The sequence below is a fragment of the Chryseobacterium subflavum genome, assembly GCF_055762745.1.
Window position 1 is genome coordinate 383,474 of sequence record NZ_JBVTMR010000002.1, and the last position, 24,245, is coordinate 407,718.

Annotated in this window: 23 protein-coding genes; 17 read left to right on the forward strand and 6 right to left on the reverse strand. The window is 35.7% G+C overall.

Annotated features, from left to right (window positions below; all coding sequences use genetic code 11):
* Positions 1 to 2: 2 nt before the first annotated feature.
* Together AC0INN_RS11025 and AC0INN_RS11030 are read right to left on the reverse strand one after the other, a co-directional pair.
* The gene (locus tag AC0INN_RS11025; protein WP_306613210.1) at positions 3 to 2,450 is read right to left on the reverse strand and encodes a bifunctional UDP-N-acetylmuramoyl-tripeptide:D-alanyl-D-alanine ligase/alanine racemase; all 2,448 of its coding nucleotides are present in this window, start codon (positions 2,448 to 2,450) and stop codon (positions 3 to 5) included.
* 185 nt (positions 2,451 to 2,635) lie between these two features.
* Positions 2,636 to 3,226, reverse strand: a complete 591-nt coding sequence (locus tag AC0INN_RS11030; RefSeq protein ID WP_172281718.1) for a thymidine kinase — start codon at positions 3,224 to 3,226, stop codon at positions 2,636 to 2,638.
* A 61-nt stretch (positions 3,227 to 3,287) separates the two neighbouring features.
* Between AC0INN_RS11030 and AC0INN_RS11035 the strand changes: the two genes are divergently transcribed.
* The 4 genes from AC0INN_RS11035 (at position 3,288) to fabG (ending at position 7,759) form a co-directional block, all read left to right on the forward strand.
* Positions 3,288 to 4,691, forward strand: coding sequence for a ring-infected erythrocyte surface antigen domain-containing protein (locus tag AC0INN_RS11035; protein WP_273650258.1), 1,404 nt, complete (start codon positions 3,288 to 3,290; stop codon positions 4,689 to 4,691).
* Positions 4,692 to 4,699: 8 nt separating this feature from the next.
* Positions 4,700 to 5,374, forward strand: coding sequence for a 16S rRNA (cytidine(1402)-2'-O)-methyltransferase (gene rsmI, locus AC0INN_RS11040; protein ID WP_273650259.1), 675 nt, complete (start codon positions 4,700 to 4,702; stop codon positions 5,372 to 5,374).
* Entirely contained in the window at positions 5,375 to 6,847 is a 1,473-nt protein-coding gene (locus tag AC0INN_RS11045) for a WG repeat-containing protein (protein ID WP_273650260.1), read from the forward strand.
* A gap of 168 nt (positions 6,848 to 7,015) precedes the next feature.
* Positions 7,016 to 7,759: a 3-oxoacyl-[acyl-carrier-protein] reductase gene (fabG, locus tag AC0INN_RS11050; RefSeq protein WP_273650261.1), complete on the forward strand. Its 744-nt coding sequence runs from the start codon at positions 7,016 to 7,018 to the stop codon at positions 7,757 to 7,759.
* A 52-nt stretch (positions 7,760 to 7,811) separates the two neighbouring features.
* Here the strand turns inward: fabG and AC0INN_RS11055 are convergent, their stop codons facing one another.
* Entirely contained in the window at positions 7,812 to 8,852 is a 1,041-nt protein-coding gene (locus tag AC0INN_RS11055) for a GMP reductase (protein ID WP_273650262.1), read from the reverse strand.
* Between the two features lie 59 nt (positions 8,853 to 8,911).
* Between AC0INN_RS11055 and AC0INN_RS11060 the strand changes: the two genes are divergently transcribed.
* From AC0INN_RS11060 to AC0INN_RS11070, 3 genes are read left to right on the forward strand one after another with little or no spacing between them, the layout of a single operon-like run.
* A complete protein-coding gene (locus AC0INN_RS11060; protein WP_273650263.1) occupies positions 8,912 to 9,667 on the forward strand; it encodes a prolipoprotein diacylglyceryl transferase in 756 nt (251 codons plus the stop codon).
* A 2-nt stretch (positions 9,668 to 9,669) separates the two neighbouring features.
* Positions 9,670 to 9,906 (forward strand): hypothetical protein, encoded by a 237-nt coding sequence (locus AC0INN_RS11065; protein ID WP_273650264.1) that lies wholly within the window; start codon positions 9,670 to 9,672, stop codon positions 9,904 to 9,906.
* 9 nt (positions 9,907 to 9,915) lie between these two features.
* Positions 9,916 to 11,319, forward strand: a complete 1,404-nt coding sequence (locus tag AC0INN_RS11070) for a radical SAM protein (protein WP_273650265.1) — start codon at positions 9,916 to 9,918, stop codon at positions 11,317 to 11,319.
* A gap of 64 nt (positions 11,320 to 11,383) precedes the next feature.
* Here AC0INN_RS11070 and AC0INN_RS11075 read toward each other — a convergent pair whose 3' ends face one another.
* Both AC0INN_RS11075 and surE read right to left on the reverse strand, forming a co-directional pair.
* On the reverse strand, positions 11,384 to 12,046 hold the full coding sequence (locus tag AC0INN_RS11075; RefSeq protein WP_273650266.1) for a GNAT family N-acetyltransferase: 663 nt from the start codon (positions 12,044 to 12,046) through the stop codon (positions 11,384 to 11,386).
* Positions 12,046 to 12,816: a 5'/3'-nucleotidase SurE gene (surE, locus tag AC0INN_RS11080; protein ID WP_273650267.1), complete on the reverse strand. Its 771-nt coding sequence runs from the start codon at positions 12,814 to 12,816 to the stop codon at positions 12,046 to 12,048. Before surE ends, AC0INN_RS11075 begins: the two co-directional genes overlap by 1 nt.
* 146 nt (positions 12,817 to 12,962) lie before the next feature.
* Between surE and AC0INN_RS11085 the strand changes: the two genes are divergently transcribed.
* Positions 12,963 to 15,092 (forward strand): carboxy terminal-processing peptidase, encoded by a 2,130-nt coding sequence (locus AC0INN_RS11085; protein WP_273650268.1) that lies wholly within the window; start codon positions 12,963 to 12,965, stop codon positions 15,090 to 15,092.
* Between the two features lie 156 nt (positions 15,093 to 15,248).
* Here AC0INN_RS11085 and AC0INN_RS11090 read toward each other — a convergent pair whose 3' ends face one another.
* A complete protein-coding gene (locus tag AC0INN_RS11090; RefSeq protein WP_273650269.1) occupies positions 15,249 to 15,752 on the reverse strand; it encodes a superoxide dismutase family protein in 504 nt (167 codons plus the stop codon).
* A 150-nt stretch (positions 15,753 to 15,902) separates the two neighbouring features.
* On the opposite strand from AC0INN_RS11090, the gene AC0INN_RS11095 reads away from it, so the two are divergent.
* From AC0INN_RS11095 to AC0INN_RS11135, 9 genes are all read left to right on the forward strand, one after another.
* Positions 15,903 to 16,805, forward strand: coding sequence for an AraC family transcriptional regulator (locus AC0INN_RS11095; protein ID WP_273650270.1), 903 nt, complete (start codon positions 15,903 to 15,905; stop codon positions 16,803 to 16,805).
* Between the two features lie 93 nt (positions 16,806 to 16,898).
* Positions 16,899 to 19,142 (forward strand): TonB-dependent receptor, encoded by a 2,244-nt coding sequence (locus AC0INN_RS11100; protein ID WP_273650271.1) that lies wholly within the window; start codon positions 16,899 to 16,901, stop codon positions 19,140 to 19,142.
* An 80-nt stretch (positions 19,143 to 19,222) separates the two neighbouring features.
* The gene (locus AC0INN_RS11105; protein ID WP_172281749.1) at positions 19,223 to 19,873 is read left to right on the forward strand and encodes a hypothetical protein; all 651 of its coding nucleotides are present in this window, start codon (positions 19,223 to 19,225) and stop codon (positions 19,871 to 19,873) included.
* Between the two features lie 139 nt (positions 19,874 to 20,012).
* Positions 20,013 to 21,344: a 2TM domain-containing protein gene (locus AC0INN_RS11110; RefSeq protein ID WP_273650272.1), complete on the forward strand. Its 1,332-nt coding sequence runs from the start codon at positions 20,013 to 20,015 to the stop codon at positions 21,342 to 21,344.
* Positions 21,331 to 21,636, forward strand: a complete 306-nt coding sequence (locus AC0INN_RS11115; protein ID WP_172281753.1) for a 2TM domain-containing protein — start codon at positions 21,331 to 21,333, stop codon at positions 21,634 to 21,636. The genes AC0INN_RS11110 and AC0INN_RS11115 overlap by 14 nt, the downstream gene beginning before the upstream one ends.
* 55 nt (positions 21,637 to 21,691) lie before the next feature.
* Complete coding sequence (locus AC0INN_RS11120; protein WP_306613220.1) at positions 21,692 to 22,255, forward strand: methyltransferase family protein; 564 nt, start codon at positions 21,692 to 21,694, stop codon at positions 22,253 to 22,255.
* Positions 22,256 to 22,488: 233 nt separating this feature from the next.
* Positions 22,489 to 22,788: a 2TM domain-containing protein gene (locus AC0INN_RS11125; protein ID WP_172281759.1), complete on the forward strand. Its 300-nt coding sequence runs from the start codon at positions 22,489 to 22,491 to the stop codon at positions 22,786 to 22,788.
* On the forward strand, positions 22,772 to 23,068 hold the full coding sequence (locus AC0INN_RS11130) for a 2TM domain-containing protein (RefSeq protein ID WP_273650274.1): 297 nt from the start codon (positions 22,772 to 22,774) through the stop codon (positions 23,066 to 23,068). Before AC0INN_RS11125 ends, AC0INN_RS11130 begins: the two co-directional genes overlap by 17 nt.
* Positions 23,069 to 23,131: 63 nt before the next feature.
* Positions 23,132 to 23,875, forward strand: a complete 744-nt coding sequence (locus AC0INN_RS11135) for a LytR/AlgR family response regulator transcription factor (protein WP_306613223.1) — start codon at positions 23,132 to 23,134, stop codon at positions 23,873 to 23,875.
* Positions 23,876 to 24,245: the final 370 nt, after the last annotated feature.

Here is a 24,245-nt window from a genome sequence, read left to right on the forward strand (position 1 = left end):
GATTAGTCTTTTATATAAATCCGTTTCACCCGAGGCGAAATGGAGGTTAATACTTCGTAAGTGATGGTTTTGCAGTAATCTGCGAATTCTTTTAAACTTGGCTTTGCATTAAAAATAGTCACTGTATCACCTTCTTCTACATTAGGAATGTGATCTACATTGATCATCATCATATCCATACAGATACTTCCGACGATAGGAGCTAATGTTTTGTGTATTCCTACATTACCTATCTGATTTCCGATTAGTCTTGGAATTCCATCCGCATACCCTACAGGTATAGTAGCTATTTTTGTACGGTGATCTGTTTTATATCTTCTGCTGTAGCCAATGGATTCTCCGTTTTCTACATTTGATATTTGAGAAATAACTGTTTTAAAACTAACCGTTGATTGCAGCTGTTTTTGTATTTCACTATTTGGTGATTCACCTAACATTCCGATCCCAATTCTTACCATATCATACTGGTATTCAGAATAGTTTGTTATTCCTGATGAATTCAGGATGTGTCTTATCGGCTGATATCCCAACTTTTCGATCAGGTATCCGGAATTTTTTTCAAAAGTATCGAACTGGTTTAAAGTAAATTCTCTTTCATCCGGCATATCAGAAGAAGAAAGGTGCGTCATGATACTCTGAACCCGGACATTCATATTTTTTAAGTTTTCACTTAATTGATCCAGTTCAAAACCTTTAAAACCAAGACGATGCATACCTGTTTCCAGTTTAATGTGAATAGGGAATTTTTGATCGTATCCTGATTTCTGAACCGCATCATTAAATAGTTCCAGCACCCTGAAGCTGTAAATTTCAGGTTCCAGGTTGTATTGTATGATAGCATCATAGCTATGCTGAGCTGCATTCATTACTACAATAGGAGTTGTAATTCCCTTTTTTCGGAGCTCTACTCCTTCATCAGTGTACGCTACACCAAGATAATCGATATGATGGTGCTGCAGAAATTCCGATATTTCATAGCTTCCTAATCCGTATGCATTTGCTTTTACCATTGCCATTACTTTGGTTTCAGGTTTTAGCAGGGATTTGTGATAATTAATATTGTGAAGAATCGCATTTAAATTGATCTCAAGAACAGTATCATGTTTTCTGAGTTCAAGGATATCTTTAAGCCTTTCTATCTCGAATTTTCTCGCACCTTTTAACAGGATAATCTGATTTTCAATATCTGTAAGATGTTTGCTTTCAATTAATTCCTGAGTATTAATGAAAGTAAAAGTTTTAGATTTAAAAAGATGGCTGAATGCAGTAATTTCATTTCCGACAAGGAACAGAGAGTCAAAATTCTGTTCATTGACAAGTTCAGAAACTTCCTCATACAATTCTTGTGAATTCGAATTTACTCCTACGATATCTGTTAAAACCAGAGATTTTTTCGGCTTATTATATTCGTTCAGGAACTGCAGTGCAGTTTTCAGGGAATCAAGATCAAGATTAAAGGAATCGTTAATAATGATGTTATTTTTATTTCCCTCAATAGCTTCAAGCCTCATTTCAATAGTCTTCAAGGCATTGATCTTTTCGACAATTTTATTATTGTCGATATTCAACTCCTTTAAAACGGCAATAAGAGCCATGGCATTGGTTAAAGTGGCTTCATCCCTTTGGTGTACAGGAAAACTTATTTCTTCATTAAAGTACTGTACAATTATATTTTCTTCTCTTGAAATATTACTTTTAATAAATACCTGATTATTATCTCTGAAGCCATAGGAAATCAATTTTTTAGAAGCGTATAATGTTTTTATTTTCTGATCAACAAGGGAATTGTCACCATTGTAAATGATAACCCCGGAATCTTTAAAAAGTTTGATCTTTTCATTAATTAAGGCCTCTTCGGAATCGAAATTTGCAGCGTGAGCGGTTCCAATATGAGTAAGAAGTCCAATTTCGGGGCTGAAAATATCCTCCAGTTTTTCCATTTCATGAGGTTTGGAAATTCCAACCTCAAAGATCCCAAGCTCATAGGAATTGTTGATCTGAAGTAAAGAAAGGGGAAGACCGATCTGTGAATTGAAGCTTTTAGGACTTTTTACAGTGGAGAACTCATTCCAAAGACACTGATATAACCATTCTTTTAAAATAGTTTTCCCGTTACTTCCGGTAATTCCGATGGATTTCAGATGAGAATGTTCAAAATGATATTTGGCCAGCTTTTGAAGAAAGTCAACAGAATTGCTGACGATGATCCACGTTATATTTTCAAACTGAGGATACTGATGTTCGGAAATAATAATTTTTATACCTCTGTCAATCGCCGATTCAATGAATTTTTCACCAGAATTTTTTTGGGTATTAATAGCTATAAATGCAGTGTTTTTAATGGAATAGATGATTCTGCTGTCAAAAGCAATATTTTTGATGATGGCATTACCATCTCCGATTACTTTTGAATTGGTGATATGTGCAATTTGGTCTGCTGTATAGTTCATTGGTGCTCTTTCTTCTCTTTGTGAGGAAACTGCAAAAGTGTAAAATTACAAAATCAAAGAATCTGAAAATTGTAAAAAGGTTCCGGTAGGTTTATAAAACTACAAGAAAAACCAATTTTACAATTCAACAGTTTAATGACTTTACAACTTTGTCTTTTCAGCGTTTCCGCCAATATATATTTTAATTATTTCTTCTTTTTTAACAGGACTTCATCAATAAAGACTCTTCTGCTTACCGCTTCGTAACTTTCCGTTTCTCCAAGCTCTACCAGATTATCTCCCTGAGATGTTCTCATCGAGTAATTGGCAAGATTCCCTGTTCTTTTGCAAATAGCGTGAACTTTGGTTACATATTCCGCAGTTGCCATAAGATTAGGCATCGGCCCAAATGGACGTCCTAAAAAGTCCATATCCAATCCTGCAATAACAACTCTTATACCGCTATTTGCCAATTCATTGGCAATTTCAACAATGCTTTCATCAAAAAATTGTGCTTCATCAATTCCCACCACATCACAATTAGAACCCAATAAGAGAATTTCGTTTGGGTTTTCTACTGCTGTACTCCGAATTTTATTCTTATTATGTGAGACCACATCTTCTTCAGAATATCTAGTATCTGTTTTCGGTTTAAAAATTTCCACATTTTGCCCTGCCATTTCTGCTCTTCTCAGCCTTCTGATCAACTCTTCGGTTTTTCCGGAAAACATTGAGCCACAAATAACTTCCATCCAACCGCTTTGTTTGGAGTGATTAATTGTATTTTCTAAAAACATTTGTTAAATTAGCCGTAATATTTTAACATCAAAAGTACGCAATTTTTAACAAGAATCTTATATGCAGAATATCCAAGATTTAAAGGAAAAAATTTTTTTCGAATCCAAGAATATCATCGATATACTGGAAAAAATAAATAACGTGGATGAATTACTTTCCAAGCAGGATCTTGTGGATGAACTTGCTAATAGGATTTCTTTTTTAAGAATGGTAGAGAAAAATATTGAATATTTTATCCCCCATACTTCATCACAGAGTTCGGAAAGTCCAAACCATACTTCTTCTGTGCAGAAAGAATTTGAAAATCAGGATTCAAATCACGAAGTGACGGAAGAGGAAGCGATTTTCAATAACGAGCTGAATGAAATTGATGAAAATGAAGGGATGGAATATGATGATGATGAACAGGCGGATGAAAACGGGACTGAACAGGAGGAAATATTCAATAATCAATTGACAGAAATAGTTGAAAATGAATACCATGAAAATATGGTGCATTTTGCTGAAGAAAAAGCTGCTGATCTTAAAGCGGAAGAATCGTTTGATGATCCGATAGAGGAAGAAGTAATTTTTACCAACCAGCTGAATGAGATTAATGAATTTGAAAATGAGCCTTCTGATTATCAGGAATCAAGTAATAACTCCTTTGACGAAGAAGAAAATATTCAGAATAGCATAGAAAACGATGAAGCGACAGACAGGGCAAAAGCTTTTATAAATGATACCAGCAATTTTTCTGAGGTGAATGAAAAAATCCCTAGTATTTTTGACACAGAGGTTTTGGAAGATGATGAAATGCTAATAGAAGAGGTTGATTCACAGTTTATTGCTTCTAATATTTCAATAGAGCAGGGAGAAATGGCAATGGAAACGTCTAATGTTGAAAATATTGTTACAGAAATTAAAAGCGAGGCTCAGACCGAAGAAAAGCGGGAAGAACAAACAGCTTCAGAGGAAAATAACAAGAGAAAAATCGTTGATATAGATCATGGGCAGCATGAATCTGAAAAGGAAAGACATCCTTCTGACGAAAGTTTTGAAAATCTGGATGCCTATAATCAGGAGAAGAAAATCAAGCTTGCTAATATCAAGGGACTTAAATCCATTCAATCACTGTTTGATGATGACCCGTTAGAGAGGGAAATTTCGAAGGAAAAGACTGAAACAAACATCAAAGAAGAGAGTGGAAGTTTGCTTAAAACGAATATTCCAACGAATTTTATGGAGGCTGAGAAGTCAAAGCCTGAATTCAAATTGGATCTCAATGACAGAATTGCATTTTCAAAAATGCTTTTTGACGGAAGCCAGTCCGAGCTTAATGAGGTAATTTCCGAATTGAACAGCTTCAGAACACTGGAAGAAGCAAAAGAGTATTTAAGTGATTTGTATTACTCCAAAAACTGGAGAAAAGTAGATGAATATGCCCAAAGGTTATGGGTACTGGTGGAAAATAAATTTTTATAATTCTAATTTTGAGCGGAACCCTATATTTTGTTCCTACGCCTGTAGGAAATTTGGAAGATATGACCTTCAGAGCAGTAAATGTACTGAAAGAAGTGGATTACATTTTATGTGAAGATACAAGAACATCTGGTGTTCTTTTAAAACATTTTGAGATTTCTAAACCTTTAAAATCTTATCACCTGCATAATGAACATCAGGCAACAGAAAAGGTAATTGCAGACCTTAAAAGTGGCCAGAATGTAGCCATAATTACTGATGCCGGTACACCCGGAATTTCTGATCCCGGATATTTATTGGGAAAAGCAGGAGCTGATCATCATATTGAAATGATCTGTCTACCTGGTGCTACAGCATTTGTTCCTGCTCTTGTGGTATCCGGACTCCCGAATAATGAATTTTTATTTGCCGGTTTTCTTCCCCAGAAAAAGGGCAGACAAACGAAGCTGAAGCAACTTGCTGAAGAGAAAAAGACAATCGTTTTATATGAGAGTCCTCACAAAATAAACACAACATTGGAACAGATCAAAGAGTTCTTCGGTGAGCATACAAAAGTAAGCTTGAGCCGGGAGATCTCCAAGAAATTTGAAGAGACTAAAAGAGGAACTATCAATGAATTAATTGAATTTTCCAAAAGTAAAACTTTAAAAGGAGAAATTGTTCTTATCGTGAATAATTCTATTTAATTGAAAAAGCTATTTTTTATACTACTTTCATCGGCTTGTATCGCGCAGCAAACCGATCAATATAAACAGATCTTATTATCAAAACAATTGGGTAAAGAAGTACGCCTTTACTCAAAAGGCTATGGAATAATTTCTGAGGCAGGAAAATCAGGCATTATAGATTCCCTTGGAACTGTTACAGCCGCTTTCCCATATAAAAATGAGATCTCCAGGTTAGCCAGGGAAAGGTTTATATTAAAGGTTAAAGAAGGTTCTTCCAATGGAAAAATGGCTTTAATTGATACCAAAGGAAACCAGCTGATCCCCCTGGATAATTTTAAATTCAGAACTTGGGAGAACAAAGAAAGGCTTATTTATTCTAAAGGCGGAAATGACTGTCTTTATGATTACAACGGAAAACAGATCATCCCTTTTTCTGATAAAATTGAGTTTGCCAACGAAAAGAGACTTTTTGTAAAAACAGGAAAGGTATGGAAGATTTATGATTTCGATGGTCGCCTGGTTTCTGACAGGGAATTTGATGAAAATCTGCATTTTTACAAAGGAAGAGTTTATGTCATTACAGGATTCAGAAAAGGAGAGGTGATTGATGAGAATGGTAAGACAATCAGCTCTATTTCGGATCATTATATTGATGGAATTGTTTCTTACCCTTTTATGGTGACCAAAAATATCCCCAAAGATAAATATGGAATTATAGATGCCCAGGAAAATGTTCTTGCGGAAGAAATTTATGACCAGGCTTTTGTAGGAACTGAATACATTTACCTTAAAAAGGATGATAAAGTAAGCATCTTTTCTAAAAAAGAGAAAAAAGTATACGCAACGGATTTTGAATATGTGAATCATTTATTCGGAGGTTTATTCAGGACTGTTCCTGAACATAAAAATCCTAAAGTTGCGGTAATTATGACTAATGGTGAAATCGTACTGCCACAAGAGAATGATGATGTGGATGCCTTGAAAATTGCGGGAGATCATTTTATGTATCTCCGGAAAAACAATACCGAAACACTTTTGGATAAAAATTTAAAAAATGTTTTGGAGGAGGGGTATGATATAGAAAAAATATTTGCCAATTATCTGATTGTTAAGAAAGATAATAAATTTTATAGATTTTCACCCAAAGACAAGCAGTATAAAGAATTAACAGAAGTTGTTTCGATAAAACCTTTTGAAATTTTACCCGGATTGATCTACAAAAATAAAGAAGATAAATACGGAATGCTTGATGAAACCGGAAAAGAGGTAATTCCTGCCATCTACGACGATATGGTCACTTTTCTTTCTGCCAAAGAGATGGTTGTAAAAAAGAATGGTAAATTCGGTGTTACCAATCATAAGAATGAACCTCTTAAAGAGGTTGTATATGATAGCTATTCTTCTGATAGAAAAGGATTAAAACTTATCAAAGGAAAGAATTCCGAATATTTGTATTTTACTCATTCAGAGGATAAAACTGCTTGGGATTAATTGCATACTAAACAAAAAGAACGGGAAATATTGAAGTAATTTGCAATTAATAATGCGTTGAATAACAAATTATAATATCTTTGCGGCTGTTTATTTACAAAAATAAATATCTTAAATTAGCCGTCAATCAACAGGTTAGAAAACAGAAAGAAAATAATTGTCATAGATATGAAACTATTAGAAGGAAAGGTAGCGCTAATTACGGGAGCTACAAGAGGGATCGGAAAAGGAATTGCCGAAGTTTTTGCTCAACACGGAGCAAAAGTAGCATTTACTTATGCCGGTTCTGTAGACAAAGCAAAAGAATTGGAAGCAACTTTAAGTTCTGTAACTCAGATCAAAGGGTATCAATCAGACGCATCGGATTATGATGCTGCTCAAAAATTAGTGGACGATGTAATGGCTGATTTTGGTAACATCGATATTTTGGTCAACAATGCTGGGATCACCAGAGATAATTTATTGCTGAGAATGTCTAAAGACGACTGGGATACCATTATCAAAGTAAACCTTGATTCTGTATTCAACCTTACAAAGGCGGTTATTAAGCCTATGATGAAAGCAAAAGCAGGATCTATTATCAATATGACTTCGGTAGTAGGAGTGAAAGGAAACGGAGGACAATCCAATTATGCTGCTTCAAAAGCAGGAGTGATTGGCTTTACAAAGTCTATTGCTTTGGAATTAGGTTCAAGAAACATCCGTTGCAATGCTATTGCTCCCGGATTTATCGAAACTGAAATGACGGCTTCGTTAGATGAGAAAACCCTGAAAGCATGGAGAGACGGAATTCCAATGAAAAGAGGAGGACAGCCTCAGGATGTTGCTAATGCATGTGTATTTTTAGGAAGTGAAATGTCAACTTATATCACAGGACAAACCTTACATGTTGACGGAGGAATGCTGACATAGAAAAAACTTAATTAGAAATATAAAGCCGGATCAACGATCCGGCTTTTTTGTTTTAATCTTTAAATATCTGATTTTCCTGTTCCTGAACCCTAATGAAAGTGGTTCTTTTGGAAAGTTCTTTAAGTTTGGAAGCACCCACATAAGTACATGTGGAGCGAACACCCCCTAAAATATCTTTTACCGTATCTGAAACGGGTCCCTTATAAGCTACTTTTACCGTCTTACCTTCTGAAGCCCGGTATTCAGCAACACCACCGGAATGCTTATCCATTGCTGTTTTTGAGCTCATCCCATAAAAAAGCCGGTATTTCTTTCCATTTTCTTCAATCATCTCACCACCACTTTCATCGTGACCGGCAAACATACCTCCCAACATAACGAAATCCGCACCGCCACCAAATGCTTTGGCAACATCTCCCGGTACTTTACATCCTCCATCGGCAATAATATGGCCGCCTAATCCATGAGCTGCATCAGAACACTCAATAATGGCTGAAAGCTGAGGATATCCTACTCCTGTTTTTACACGGGTTGTACATACCGAACCAGGTCCGATACCCACTTTAATGATATCTGCGCCTACTAAAAGAAGCTCTTCAACCATTTCACCCGTAACTACATTACCGGCCATAATGATTTTATCCGGGAAATTGGCCCTTGCCTGCTTTACAAAGCTTACGAAATGTTCAGAGTAACCATTGGCTACATCGATGCATAGAAACTCGATTTTTGGGTGCCTTTCGAGGATTTGTTTTAGCTTCTCCTCGTCATTCTTACCTGTTCCGGTACTCAGGGCTATATATTGATGAATACTTTCCGGCTGGTTATGCAGGAATTCATCCCACTCCTGTATGGAATAATGTTTATGCACAGCCGTAATAATTTTATCTTTTGCCAATTCAACAGCCATTTCAAAAGTACCTACAGTGTCCATATTTGCTGCAATGATAGGTGTTCCTTTCCACTTCTTTTTTGTATGGCGAAATGTGAATTCCCTTTCCAAATCAACCTCGGACCTTGATTTTAAAGTAGATCTTTTCGGGCGGAACATTACATCCTTGAACCCTAACTTTATGTCATATTCTATACGCATTGTGATTATTTAGAATATTAAAATTAGCAAATAATATTAAATATAGTATTTTTGAAAGCATGGATTTTCCTGTTACTTTTCAAATCTTTGGTAAAACAATGCTGGCGCATCCTCTTTTTGAAGCGTTGGGAATGTTCATGGGAATGCGTTATTACTTTTACCTAAAAAGAAAATCCCCGGAAAAGTTATCCTTCAATGTTTCAGCGGCGATTCTCATCGGTGCTACTGCGGGGGCTTTGATCGGGTCAAAATTGATCGGGAATCTTGAAAATCCTTACAAGCTTTTTAATGACTTCAGCTTTAAAAATATATGGTCGAATAATACGATTGTCGGAGGACTTGCCTTTGGATTGATAGGAGTGGAGCTCGCTAAGAAAATTGTGGGGCATAAGGAAAGTACGGGAGATTTGATTGTGTATCCTCTATTACTTGCCATCATCATTGGTAGGATAGGATGTTTTCTTACCGGAATCTATGAAGAAACATATGGTCTTCCTACAGGTTCTGTTTTTGGAATGCATCTGGGGGATGGGTATTTGCGACATCCCGTAGCGCTTTACGAGATCGCTTTCTTAATCAGCCTCTGGGTTGTTTTAAAGATTAAGCAAAGTACGGCGGAATATCCTTCCGGATATATTTTCCAGCTTTTTATGCTGAATTATTTCACATTCAGATTTTTTCTGGATTTTATTAAGCCGAGAGTTGAACTGTTTGGAAACCTGGGAACAATTCAGATTGTGTGCATACTTGTAATTATTTATTATATTTTTAAAATCAAGCAGACAAAAAGTGTAAATTCACATCAAAATATTTGAAAATGATACCATTAACTTTTTTGGAAGGGGGCAATTATGCCGGTGTCTTTATAATGGTCATTGCGATCATTATTTTTGGAGCCTTATTTGTTTCTTTTATTGCCACTTTATTTGTAAAAATAATTTATGAATTAAAAGATGGAAGGAAATTTTCGAAAAAACAATTCATACAGACCATGGTTATCTGTTTGTTGATCTGTGGACTGATCAGCGGATATATTTGTGGTGGAGGACTTTAAAATTACATTATGCCGGTAAGAAATTATACCTATTACGATTATACGATCAGCCTTTGCCCCGAATGCCTTAAAAGAGTGGGAGCTAAGGTTATTATAGAGGATGAAGCCGTTTTCATGACTAAACGGTGTCCTGATCACGGGTTTTTCAAAACAAAAATTGCCTCGGATGTTCAGTACTATAAAAACATCCGAAACTATAATAAAGCTTCGGAGATGCCTTTGCATTTTGGTACGGATGTAGAATATGGTTGTCCTTATGACTGCGGACTCTGTGTGGATCATGAACAGCACAGCTGTCTTTCTATCGTAGAAGTTACAGACCGTTGTAACCTTACTTGCCCCACATGCTATGCAATGTCATCACCCCATTACGGAAGCCATAGAAGCCTGGAAGAAATCGAAGCGATGTTTGATATCATTGTAAAAAATGAAGGAGAACCGGATGTTGTACAGATCAGTGGAGGAGAGCCAACCATTCATCCTGAGTTTTTTAAGATCATGGATATTGCAAAGACAAAGCCGATCAAGCATTTAATGTTAAATACCAATGGAGTAAGGATAGCGAATGATCCTGGTTTTGCTGAAAAATTAGCAACATATGCTCCCGAGTTTGAGGTTTATCTTCAGTTTGATTCATTTAAACCGGAGGTTTTAATGGATTTCAGAGGTAAAGATCTTACTGATGTCAGAATGAAGGCTCTTGAAAAGCTTAATGAATTAAATCTTTCCACGACATTAGTTATCGTACTCCAAAAGGACAAAAATATTGATGAAATAGGAAAGATCATTGATTTTGCCTTAAAACAGAAATGTGTGAGGGGAATTACATTTCAGCCCGTTGAGATAGCAGGGAGGAACAGAGAAGACTCTGCTTATGAAAAAATTACGTTAACAGAAGTAAGACAAGAGATCCTGAATCAGTTTCCGTTGCTTAATTCAGATGATATTATTCCGGTTCCCTGTAATCCGGATGCCTTGGCAATGGGATATATCTTAAAGCTGGGGGGTGAAATTATTCCTTTAACCCGATATATCAATCCGGCTGATTTACTGAATAATGAATCCAGAAACACGATTGTCTATGAACAGGATGCCGGACTTCATATGCAGCTTTTGGATATTTTCAGTACAGGAATTTCCGTAGATAAAGTAAAACCTAAAGTGAACCAGTTACTTTGTTGTCTTCCTGAAGTTTCAGCTCCTGATCTTGATTATGATAATCTCTTTAGGATCATTATTATGAACTTTATGGATGCCCATGATTTTGATGTTCGTGCGGTTAAAAAATCCTGCGTGCACATCGTTAACAAAGACCTGAAATTAATCCCTTTTGAAACCATGAATCTTTTCTACCGTGATGGAAAAAAAGAATACCTTGAAGAACTGAGAAAAGAAGATAAAGTACTTTTTTGAGAATCTGACATGTTATATACACTTTGATTAAACAAATCAGCAAGAAATAAAAAGGGGTGAAAAACTATCGTTTAACACCCCATAAATTGATCTTTCCCCTGTGACCGAATCCTAGCTTATCGTAAAGTTTTTTGGCTCCCATATTGCTTTCCGCTACATGGAGAAACGGGGTTTTGTTATCATCAAATATTTTTCCTGAAACAAAAGCAACAAGTTGTTTTGCATAGCCTTTTCCCAGGTAATCCGTATCGGTAATCACGGCACTTACTTCAGTCATATCGTCCATCTGCATTCTTTCACCCGTTACGGCAACCAGTTTTTCATCTTTAAAAATTCCAAAATAGCGGCCAAGTTCCGGTGTTTTCTTTTTAAAATAGTAAGGATAAAATTTCAGGATAAAATCGTTAAGTTCCTTCTGATTTTCCTCTGTAATAAGGACAATATCTTCTGTAAAGTCGATTTCGATTTTATTTTCCAAAACATACTGATCACAGACAAGCTGAGATAATGCAGTTGCAAAGTTACCTTTGGGTTTAGCGCCAAAAACAAGAAAATCATCACAGATTTTTGCATATTCTGCAATATCTTCTTCTTTTCCTATGTCGGATGCGCCCCCAAAAGCAGCAACCTCAGGATTGTAAAATTTAGAATTTCCAAAGTTTAAGCAAAACTTTTTATGGTATTCATTAAGTGAATGATAAACAGGATTGTCTAGCTTGCCGTACATTAGTCAAAATTCATTACCTCTTCCAGGGTTTTCATATATTCGTAGGCTGTTAAATCAAACTTTACAGGAACAATGGAAATATATCCGTTAGCCAAAGCTGTTTCGTCAGCATCCTCAGACTCGTCCATATTGTTGAAATACCCTGTCAGCCAATAGTATTTTTTTCCGTGCGGATTGACCCTTTCGTCAAAGCTTTCTTCCCATTTCGCATGTGCCTGTTTACATACTTTAATCCCTTTTATTTCTTGAGCCGGAAGTTTTGGAATGTTTACATTCAGAACGATCCCTCGTGGCATTGGGTTTTCCAAGGTTCTTCTTACAATATTCTGAATGAACTCTTTAGCCTGCGTAAAGTCTGCTTCCCAGCTAAAGTCGAGCAGCGAAAATCCGATAGCAGGAATTCCTTCTACACCTGCTTCTACGGCAGCAGACATGGTCCCTGAATAAATAACATTAATCGATGAATTAGCTCCATGATTAATGCCGGAAACCACGATATCAGGTCTTCTTTTCAATATTTTGTCAAGGGCCATTTTTACACAGTCAACAGGAGTACCACTACAGGAAAAATCCTGCTGCGGGCCATCAAGTTTTACTTCTTCATAACTTAAGGTAGAATTGATCGTAATTGCATGTCCTTTGCCACTTTGTGGAGAATTGGGAGCTACTACGATTACTTCGCCTATTTCATTCATAAAATTGACTAGATTTCTGATACCAGGTGCTGTAATTCCATCATCATTAGTAACCAGAATAAGAGGTCTTTCCATAAAAAAATTTTATTTTAACAAAAATACTTAAAACTATCCGATATTTGTAAATAAGGTATTAAATTTGATAGTTTGTAACAGTAATTTAAATGTTACTACTAATTTATATATTTTAGAAAAAAATTAATAAAATACATTAAAGATTTATGTGGAAAAATTTTAAACTTAATAAATTTTTACTCCTAATTCCATTGACAAGTCTAATGTTTTGTTTCAACTCGCCTAAGAATGACGATGAAAAGATGCAGACGATAATGGTGAGCGTGAAAAATACACTTTCTTATTTGCACTACAGCCCAAAACCTATTAATGATGCCTACTCAAAAGATGTTTATAAGCATTATTTTGAATTGGTAGATCCTGCAAAAAGATATTTTCTTCAGTCGGATATGGATGAATTCAGTAAACACGAAACAAAGCTGGATGATTATCTGAACCTTGGAGACCTTACTTTCTATAAATTAACTATCGACAGATTATACCAAAGAGTGGATGAAATTGACCAGATTACCCAGGACATTTTCAGCAAGCCGATTAATCTGGAAGAAGATGAAACCCTTACACTGGAACCAAAACTTAAAAAGGTACCCGCGAATAAGCAGGAGCAGTATAACGAATGGAGAAAATTCATCAAATACAATATCCTTCAGGAAATTGAGTCGATGAACAGTAAGGAGCAGGCTCAGAAAGAGAAAAAAGATTCTGTACAAAAATATAATCTGAAAGATACCATCAAGCTTCAGATCCTTACTCCTGACCAGAAAAGGATAAAAGCAACAGATGAAGTTAAAGATCTTGTAAAAGAAACTTTTACAAGGTTCAAGAAAAGAAAGAAAATGGATTGGTTTACAGTATACATGAATGCTTATACTGAAGTTTTTGATCCGCACACCAACTATTATTCTCCAAAAGACAAAGAAGACTTCGATACTCAGTTTGCAGGAAAAGTGATTGGTATTGGAGCGATTATTCAGGAGAAAAAAGGGAATCTTTATCTGGGAGCCTTAACGATAGGAGCTCCGGCCTGGAAATCCAAGCAGCTTTCAGAAGGAGATAAGATCCTGAAAGTAAAATCCAAGCCAAAAGAAGATGCCGTAAATGTAGTGGGAATGCTTTCTGACGAAGCGGTAAGACTGATCAGAGGGGAAAAAGGAACTCCGGTAACTCTTACGGTACAGAAGAAAGACGGAACCATTAAAGAAGTTACGATGATCCGTGAGGAAGTAGCGATTGAAGATACATTCGCAAGAAGTATTGTGGTTAATGCTCCAAATGGAAAAAAATATGGTTTTATCAATCTGCCGAGTTTCAATGCTGATTTTGAAGATGCTAAGGGAAGAAACGCTTCAGATGATATTAAAAATGAAATCATTAAACTAAAGGCTCAGAACATTGAAGGAATTGTTTTAGACCTGAGAAATAATGGAGGAGGTTCATTAACGGAAGTTGGTGATATCATGGGATTATTTATGAATGCAGGACCTTATGTTCAGGTAAAAGATGGGAACGGTAAAATTCAGACGTTAAAAAACAAGAATGAAACTCCGATCTGGACAGGACCTTTGGTGATTATGCAGAATGAGCTTTCTGCCTCGGCTTCAGAAATTTTGGCCGGAGTAATGCAGGATTACGGAAGAGCAATGATTATTGGTTCCCCTCAATCTTTTGGTAAAGGGACAGTTCAGACATTCGTAGACCTAAACAGATTCTTAAATACTGAAGATGATTTCGGATCACTGAAATTAACGATTCAGAAATTTTACAGAATTACGGGAGAATCTACTCAAAGAAAAGGAATTGTATCCGATATCCAGATGAAGGACTTCTTTACTTATGCTGAAATTGGAGAAAGATATGATGATTTTGCGCTGGCTTGGGATAAAATTCCTGGAACGCAATTCCAAAAGTTAAATTATTTTGATATCAAAGCATTAGAGAAGGCTAGTAACGATAGAATGGCTAAAAACTCAAACTATCAGTTGTTATTGGAATCTGCTCAATGGAGAGAGAAGCTGGATAAAGAGGAAACCATTACCCTTAATATTACGAAGTTTAATGAAGTCATGAAGCAGAGAAAAGCTCAGATTGAAAAATTCAAAGCACTCACTAAATTTGTAAACGGGTTACAATTCACCATGTATCCAAACGAGATCGAAAGAGAGAAAAAAGATGAAGCATTTAAGAAGAAATCTGAAATGTGGATCAAAAATCTTAAAAAAGATACCTACCTTCAGGAAGCAATGAACATTATTGCAGATATGAATGTAAAATCATAAAAATAACCCGGCTATCAGAGCCGGGTTATTTTTTATAAACCTTTCAATGAATTTCCATAAATAAATTGGTATAAATACAAACGGAAACCATTAGGTTTCCGTTTGTATTTAATAAGCCGTACGGCTTATTTGTGTTGTAATAATCAGCTTTACATTTTACTTGATCTCCACACATCCTACACGTCCACCAGCATTTCCGGTTGGTTGGGTATGGAAATCATCCTTGTCTGCATGGATGATCAGACCTTTTCCAATAATATTCTTGGATTCATCGGTACATCCTAAACACCATTTGTTGGTTTTAAACGTAAGTGTTGCTGTTCCGCTCTGATCCGCTACAAGGTTACCAATGTCTCCCATATGGAAGTGTTCCGCTCCCCACTTTCCATGATCATCTTTCGCAGGATTCCAGTGTCCGCCTGTAGAAGTTCCGTCAGCAGCTGAACAATCTCCTTTTTCATGGATGTGTACAGCGTGGATTCCCGGTGTTAAATTCGTTACATCAAGTTTCATGATAACTTCATCACCTTTCTGCGTAAACTTGGCTGTACCTCCTGTCTGTGTTCCGCTTTTTGCGTTAATCATATAGGTATTTGTTGTTCCACAAGAAACAGCAAATAAAGCCAGTCCTGTTAATAATACAAATTTTTGTAGCTTCATTTTGAAATGATTTTAAGTGATTTTTTATAATTACCTAAATTTAGACATAATTTTTTAAAACACTTTATGATTCCGGTCTGTTTTCGGAAATCCCGCAATAAAAGACAAGTCTCATGGGTATAATCTCGGTATTTTTGTAGAAAACAACCATTGGAAGCGTATAAAAAAAGGATCGTAAAGATCATCAGGTATATAGAAGACCACCTTGATTCTGAACTCAGTCTTGAAAAAGTAGCAGAACTGGGAGCGTATTCTCCTTTTCATTTTCACAGGGTTTTTAAGCTTATTACAGGGGAGACGCTTCAAAGCTATGTCATCAGAAAAAAAACAGAAAAAAGCGCATTGTATCTTGCGGTAAGAAGGGAATTGGGTATTAAGGATATTTATATGGATCTTGGCTTTTCTAACCATTCGGCTTTCAATAAAACATTCAGGAAATATTACGGAAAATCACCATCCGAATTTCGAAGGTCAGTCCCGGAAAATTTTCACAAGATTTTACCTATAGAGAGCAAGAACGGACAAATTGATACAATTTTTCACCAGTACATTTGCAATGTAGAAAACCTGCTAAACTGGAGAAAAATGAATATAGAAATTAAAGTAACCACCCTTAAAGAAATGCACCTGGCTTCAGTCATGAGCATTGGGATCAAAAACGTTGAACCTTCTTATGACATTCTTATAGAATGGGCCAGGCGAAAACATCTGTTTCCTAGAGATGATGTAAAAATGATATCGGTATATCATGATAGTTTTAAAGTGACACCTCCGGATAAAGTAAGGATCCACGCAGGAATGCTATTGGATGATAAGCTAAAAGAACAGGATGGAGAAATTTTCCCGGAAACCATTGAAGCGGGAAGGTTCATTGTAGGCAGCGGAGAGTTTACATTAGATGATTTTGAACAATGCTGGGTATCCCTTTTTATGTGGATGAATGAAAACCATTATACTTTTAGGAAATCTTACCCATTTGAAGTGTATCATTCGAATTTCAGGGAACATCCGGAAGGAAAAATGCATGTTGATTTTTGCATTCCGATACACTAATTTCCCACTCAGTATACAATCTATACCTTTCAGTCATATTTTTTTCACTGAAAGGTATTTTCTGTCCTATTTTTGATCCGAAAATTAACAACAATGAAAACCCGACAGCAAAGATTATTATTTCTCATCACCTTTTTATCATTTTGTCTGAGCTATGCCCAGGTAAAAATTACAGGAAGGGTAACGTTTAGAAATAAAGGGATTGGTGAAATAAATGTGACCCTAAAAGGGACTTATGATGGGGCAACTACAGATTCTAACGGAAAATTTTCTTTTGAAACATCAGAAAAAGGAAATCATACGCTTTCTTTTACCCATCCGAAATATAATGATATTGAAAAACAGATTATTATTGATAATCAGGATATCTCTGTGGATGCAGAACTGAAAGAGCAGATCAATGAAATCGATGCAGTAGTAATCTCAGCAGGAGCAATAGAAGCAAGTGATAGGAAAAGAGCAACAGCATTATTAACACCAATCGATATCTACACAACGGCAGGAGCGGATGGCCAGATCTCCTCTGCATTAACCTACCTTCCGGGAGTGCAAAAAGTAGGGGAATCCGAGGGTTTATTTATCAGGGGAGGTACCGGAACGGAATCCAGGATCTTTATGGATGGAAGCCTTATCAATAACTATTTCTCCAGTTCGGTACCAGGTATTGCAGGAAGAGATCGTTTCAATACATCTCTTTTTAAAGGGAATGTGTTTTCAAGTGGGGGATATTCAGCTTTGTACGGACAGGCTCTTTCCGGAGCTTTAATGTTGGAAAGTGTAGATCTTCCAGATCAGAGCTCTTATGATTTCGGGATTTCACCCATCTTCCTGAATGCAGGGTTCCAAAAACTGAGTGGAGATAAGAATCATTCTTATGGTGCTACTCTGGGATATTCTCTTTTGAGCCTGATGCAAAAAGTTCTGAATTTCAATACAGATTTTATAGATGCTCCCCAAGGATTTAACGGAGATGCAAATTTCAGGATAAAAACAAAATCAGGCGGATTTTTAAAGTATTACGGAATGTATGACACGAATAAAATGGGGGTAAGAACAGAAAGTCTTGAACCGGGATCTGATTATGCATTGGTAAGAATAAATGGAAAAAATACCTATCATAACCTGTCTTTTAAGCAAAAGTTTGGAAAATATCTTCTGAATACCGGTGCTTCTTATTCTTATAACAGGTCCGACCTCAATTTTTCTGGAGAGACCAATACTATAGAAACTGATAAAACGCAGCTATTGACAGATGGTAATTATATTAATTTTAAAGCAGTTCTGGAAAGAAAAATTAATAAGATAAGCGCTGTTCGGGGTGGATTTGAATTGAATAATACTGACGAAAAGCTGAAATTTGAAGAAGTCAATAAACATTATCAGGATCTTATTTCTTCTGTATTTGCAGAAACAGATCTGGGATTCAGTAATGAGTTTTCAGCTAAAATAGGAATAAGGGCAGAAAATTCTTCTTTTCTAAATAAAAGTAATATTGCTCCGCGTTTTGCCTTAGCTTATCGCCTGGCAAAGAACTGGACCACCTCATTTGCTTATGGCCTTTTTTACCAGAATCCTGAAAGTAAATACATTAACGGACCTGCACATCTTGATTTTCAAAAATCACAACATTATATTCTACAGGTTCAAAGAGCATCAGAAGGCAGAAGTTTAAGATTTGAAGCTTTTTATAAAAAATATGACCAGCTTATAAAAGTGAGAAACATTGCCAATATTGAGAATCAGAATCAACCGGTCCAGACTGCGATTAATAATGACGGATTCGGATATGCAAAAGGGTTAGAGCTCTTCTGGAGGGATAAAAAAACATTTGAAAATATTGACTACTGGATCAGCTATTCTTTTTTGGACTCGAAAAGGGATTTTATGAATTATCCGGTAAGCTTAAAGCCCAACTTTGCATCAGAACATACCCTTTCAGTAGTGGGTAAAAGATTCATTCCGGAGTGGAAATTAGGGGTCAATCTTTCTTACACCTATGCCAAAGGACGCCCTTATTATGATATTGCCACAAAAGATATCAATGGAAATGTGGTTAATTTTACAAGAAATGAAGGAAGGTTGAAAGATTATAATGCTTTAAATTTAAGTTTTAATTATCTTCCGAATCTGGGTAAAAAAGATGCTAAAGCATTTACTGTTTTTGTATTAAGTATTTCCAATGTGCTCGGAACCAGGAATATGTATGGATACAATTTTTCACAGGACGGATCCAGAAGTTCAGCTATTGTCCCACCAATTAATACCTTTGTTTTTGTAGGGGCATTTATAAGCTTTGGAGTAGACAAAACACAGGATGCCATCAATAATAACTTATAATAAATAACGAAAGGGATCATCCTACTGATGAAATACATACCTTTCGGTACATAAAACGAACCCTAAAAAATTAAGAAACAATGAAAAAGTATTTATTAAGTTTTGCTTTAGTTTGCATGAGCCTAACTGCTTTTGCTCAGTCTGATTACGAGAAAATAATGTCTGAAAAGATCGCAAAGATCGAAACCTGCAAAACGCCAGAAGATTTCCAGGCGTTAGCGAATGATTTCCAAAGGATAGAAAGTAAGGAAAGCGGGAAATGGCTACCAAGCTATTATGCTGCTTTTTCTTATATTCAGAAGGGTAGGGTAATGATGAGAGAAGGAAAAACCCAGGATCTGGATGAGGTGGCCAACCAGGCAGAAAAGCATCTTGCGAACGCACAGAATCTTGCAGGTGCCGATAATGCAGAGATTCATTTATTAAGAAAAATGGCTTATTCTTTAAGAATGATGGTCAATCCCCAGCAAAGGTATATGACAGACGGAATGAAGGCTGCTGAAGAACTTCAAATCGCTGAAAAGCTAGATCCGGGAAATCCCAGAATAGCTCTGATAAAAGCGGAAGATACTTATTTCACTCCGGAACAATACGGAGGAAGTAAAACAAAAGGCCTCGAAATGTTCAAGAAATCATTGGAGCAGTACAATGCTTATAAGCCAAAATCTTCCATGGATCCTAACTGGGGAAGAGGAGAGGCAGAATATTTTATAAGCCAGCCCGTAAAATAACAGCCTATAAAAGAAAATAAAGTCTTCCCGATTCAGGAAGACTTTATTTTTGCCTTTCAGTAAAGGAAATTGACGGTTCAGTGAAAAATAATTTTTGGTACATTTATTATCCGCTAATTTTGAACCAAGAAATAAACTCATGAAACGCAAAAACCTTATTGTTCTGCTTTGGGTAACCATAGGAACAGCATTATTCTTCTTCCTGTTTTTTACAAAGGAGAAGACCATTGACAATCTAATGCTTTCCTTTCTTATTTCTGGTCTTTATTCTTTTGTGCTGGGGATGGGAAACGGCATGCTTAATGATTATTTAAATAAAAAGGTTCCATGGTCTGAAGCTACCACCAAAAGAGCCGTTATAAGCGTTATTTCGATCCTTATAGTCAATATTATTCTCGTCTATATTTGCAATTACATCAATTTTGTTCTTTTCCAGAAAGATGCAACGTCAGAAGAGTTCTTTTCTGGGAAATATAATTTCATCAACTGGTTCATGGTGAATATTGCTCTACTTATCTCAGCTTTTCTTCATGCCAGGGGTTTCATGGAAGAGCTCAAAAAAACTTCTAAAAAAGAAGTGGTAGAACAGAAATTGATTGCAAAATCTGCCAATGCACAGTTTGAAACCCTTAAAAATCAGCTCGATCCTCATTTTCTTTTTAATTCATTAAATGTACTAAGTGCCCTGATTGATGAAAATCCAAATCAGGCACAGAAGTTTACAGCTTCTATGTCAAAGATTTACCGCTATGTACTGGAGCAAAAAGATAAAGAACTTGTTACTGTAGAAGATGAAATAGAATTTGCAAAAACATACTGCGAATTGCTGAAAACAAGGTTTGAGGACAGTGTAGATTTTATTTTTGATGTCCGGAAAGAAGATTACAGGAGGTATGTCGTTCCGCTTTCTCTTCAATTGCTTCTTGAAAACTGTATCAAGCATAATTTTGCAACCTCTTCAAAACCATTGATCATAAAAGTTTTTTCGGAGAATGATACACTTTGTATTGAAAATAATCTGCAGGTTCGGGAACAGATTAAAGAAAGTGCCGGAATTGGACTTGCCAATATTGTACAAAGGTACTCACTGCTGACCAAAAGAAATGTTTTTATTGAGAAATCGGATGATTATTTTAAAGTGAAACTTCCGGTTCTATCAGATAAACCGAACGTTGTCAGTATTAAACCTGAAGATGAAGATAAGGCCTATAAAAAAGCTCAGAAAAGAGTAAAAGAGATCAAAGGATTCTATGCCAATCTTATTTCATACTGCCTTGTTATTTCCTTTTTAATCTTTATCAATCTTTATACTCAGAGCCGTTATCATTGGTTTTGGTGGCCACTCCTGGGTTGGGGATTTGGTGTTGCCTCTCATGCCTTCCAGGTATTCGGCATTGGAGAATCCTGGCAGGAAAAGAAAATTCAGGAAATTATGGATAAACAAAAAAACAAAAACAATGGAAACGTTTGATGAAAATGATATTCGGTATCAGCAGGCTAAAAAACAGGTAGAGAGACTAAGAGGATTTTATGCTCATTTATTCTCTTACATTGGTGTAAATATTATAATTGCTTATTTCAATTATTCCAACCTGGACCCGGGAGAAAGCTATTTCCAGTTTAAAAACTTCTTTACAGCGATATTCTGGGGAGTAGGACTTATCGCTCATGCACTTTCTGTTTTTCTGCCAAGAATGGACTTTGCTAAAAAATGGGAAGAGAAGAAGATCAGGGAGCTGATGAACAAGGATAAAAAATTGTAAAATCGCTAAAAGCGAATCGTCATTTTGCTACTTTTAAGAATAAAAACAATAACAAATGAATCTACAAATCTTATTTTACGCTTCTATGGCGGCCTGGTTTCTTAGTGAAATCATCTATAAACAAAAATTGAAATCAGCAGATAAGGATCAGAAAAAAGATCAATCCACTCTCAGTATTCTTTGGATAGTTATCCTCTTTTCAATCGGAAGTGCTGTGATGGTGTCTCACATATCTGATTTTGTTATTACAGACTCAGTCTGGATTGTATATACCGGCCAGGCCCTCATTATCATTGGAATTGTATGCCGGTATCTTATCATCAGGTCTTTAGGTAAATATTTTACTGTAGATGTGACGATACGGGAAGATCATAAAATTAAAAAAGACGGGCTTTATCATTATGTGAGACATCCCTCCTATACTTTTGCATTGTTAACTTTCCTGGGACTAGGCTTATATCTAAATAACTGGATTTCCCTTGCCCTGGCATTTATTCCTCCATGTATAGCATTTAGTTACAGGATTAAAATAGAGGAACAGGTGCTCATTGGACAGTTTGGTGATGATTACATACAATACAGGAAAGCAACAAAAAAGCTTATTCCATTTATTTATTAATAATAAAAATACGGAATGATAAAATGCTGAATAAAATAAAGTTTGCTGCTTGGAAGACTTTAGTTAAGGAAAAGACTGACAAGTAATCCAGATAAAAAAATCCCGATTTCAATTGAGTCGGGATTTTTGCTACTCAGAAGGGATATTCGACGACTCAGTAAGATATAGTTGATTTGAAGGTGATTTTCGTGATACATTTGATTCAAGAAAATAAATAATCAAAATTCAATAGTATGGAAACATTATCATTCGACAAGGAAAATCTGACTTATAAAAAAGCAGTAAGACGGGTAAAAGAATTAAAGGCATTCTATGGGAATCTGACTTCCTATTGTTTAGTAATCCCATTTTTATTTGTTTTAAACCTTTTAACATCACCTGACCACTTGTGGTTTTATTGGCCGATGCTTGGATGGGGAATAGGTATTATTGTTCATGCCATAAACGTCTTTGGAATAGGGAAAGAATGGGAGGAGAGAAAAATAAAAGAATTAATGGAAACAGATAAAAGAAATCATGGAAAAGTACTTTAATAAAAATACAATGGAATATAGCCAGGCCTACGAACGCGTCAAAAGATTGAAGAGTTTTTATAAAAGCCTTGCATGGTATTGCGTTATCGCAGGGATTTTGTTTTTCAATGATTATTTTGAGCACGGAACAATTGATTTTTCTCCTTTTCATGGATCGATCCTTTTGCTTATTTGGGGAATAATATTAGCTATGAAAGCAGTCAAGTTATTTATTTTTGACTCCGAATGGGAACAAAGAACCTTAGACAAGCAACTTCATAAGGGTAAGCCGAAAATATAGTTCAAAACCGGATTCTTTTATCTACTTTTAATGCTGTAATTTGAAAAACTAAAACCGTTATTTATGATCAAAACTGTCATCATTGAAGATGAAAAACCAGCTTCAAGAAAATTAGAGCGGATGTTGAGTATATTTACTGATATACAGGTAATTGCAAAAATAGAATCGGTAGAAGAAGGTGTTTCTTGGTTTTCTGAAAATGAACATCCGCAACTGATCTTTTCAGACATTGTTTTAGGAGATGGATTGTCTTTTGATATTTTTGAAAAAGTTCCATCAAAAGGATTCATCATCTATACGACGGCTTTTGATCAATATACTCTCAAAGCCTTTAAACTGAACAGTATTGATTACTTATTAAAACCAATTCTGGAAGAAGACCTGGCAGGAGCTATAGATAAATTTAAATCTTTTCTTCCTTCCGGGAACCCGGTTAGTTCTGAAGAAATTAAACAGCTGATAAAAAAGGACAAATCCACCCTTTCCAGAATTTTGGTGAAAATAGGATATAACCTGAAAATTATCCAGACCAGCGAGGTAAGTTGTTTTTTCAGTGAAAATAAGATTGTTTACCTCCAGACACGGGAAAGAACATACCCTTCAGATTTTACACTCGATGAACTGGAAGAGACATTGGATGAGAAAAAATTCTTCCGTGTGAACAGGCAATTTATCGTTAACTCTGATTATATCAGAAATATTCATACTTCTCCAAATTATAAGGTTGATCTGGAATTCCAGCCGGGAGAGGAAATTACGGTAAGCAGGGATCGCGTGAAAGTTTTTAAAGAGTGGCTGGTAGGTTAAAATAAAAAGATTTTGATATTCAATTATCAATATTAACTATTTGTAATCTATTAGGTTAGAGTTAGTATCTTCAAGTTGTTTGATAATAAGAGCACATACTTCGCCACTAATTGGAAAGCTATTTGAGGCAGGTTGAAATTTCTTCTTTGAAGAATTTTAAATAGAGCAATAAGCTCTTATATTAAAAACTAATACATGTACTTATAAAATGCAATTCATGGAATTTTTATTCTGGATTCTTAAGTTCTTCGTTGATATTTTTTATCCTTAAAATACAACGTTGATTTTAAATAAAGGCAATGATTTATAATGAATTATATTAAATCAATTAAACAATTTTCTGAATACTCATTTCCTCAAACAAAAGATA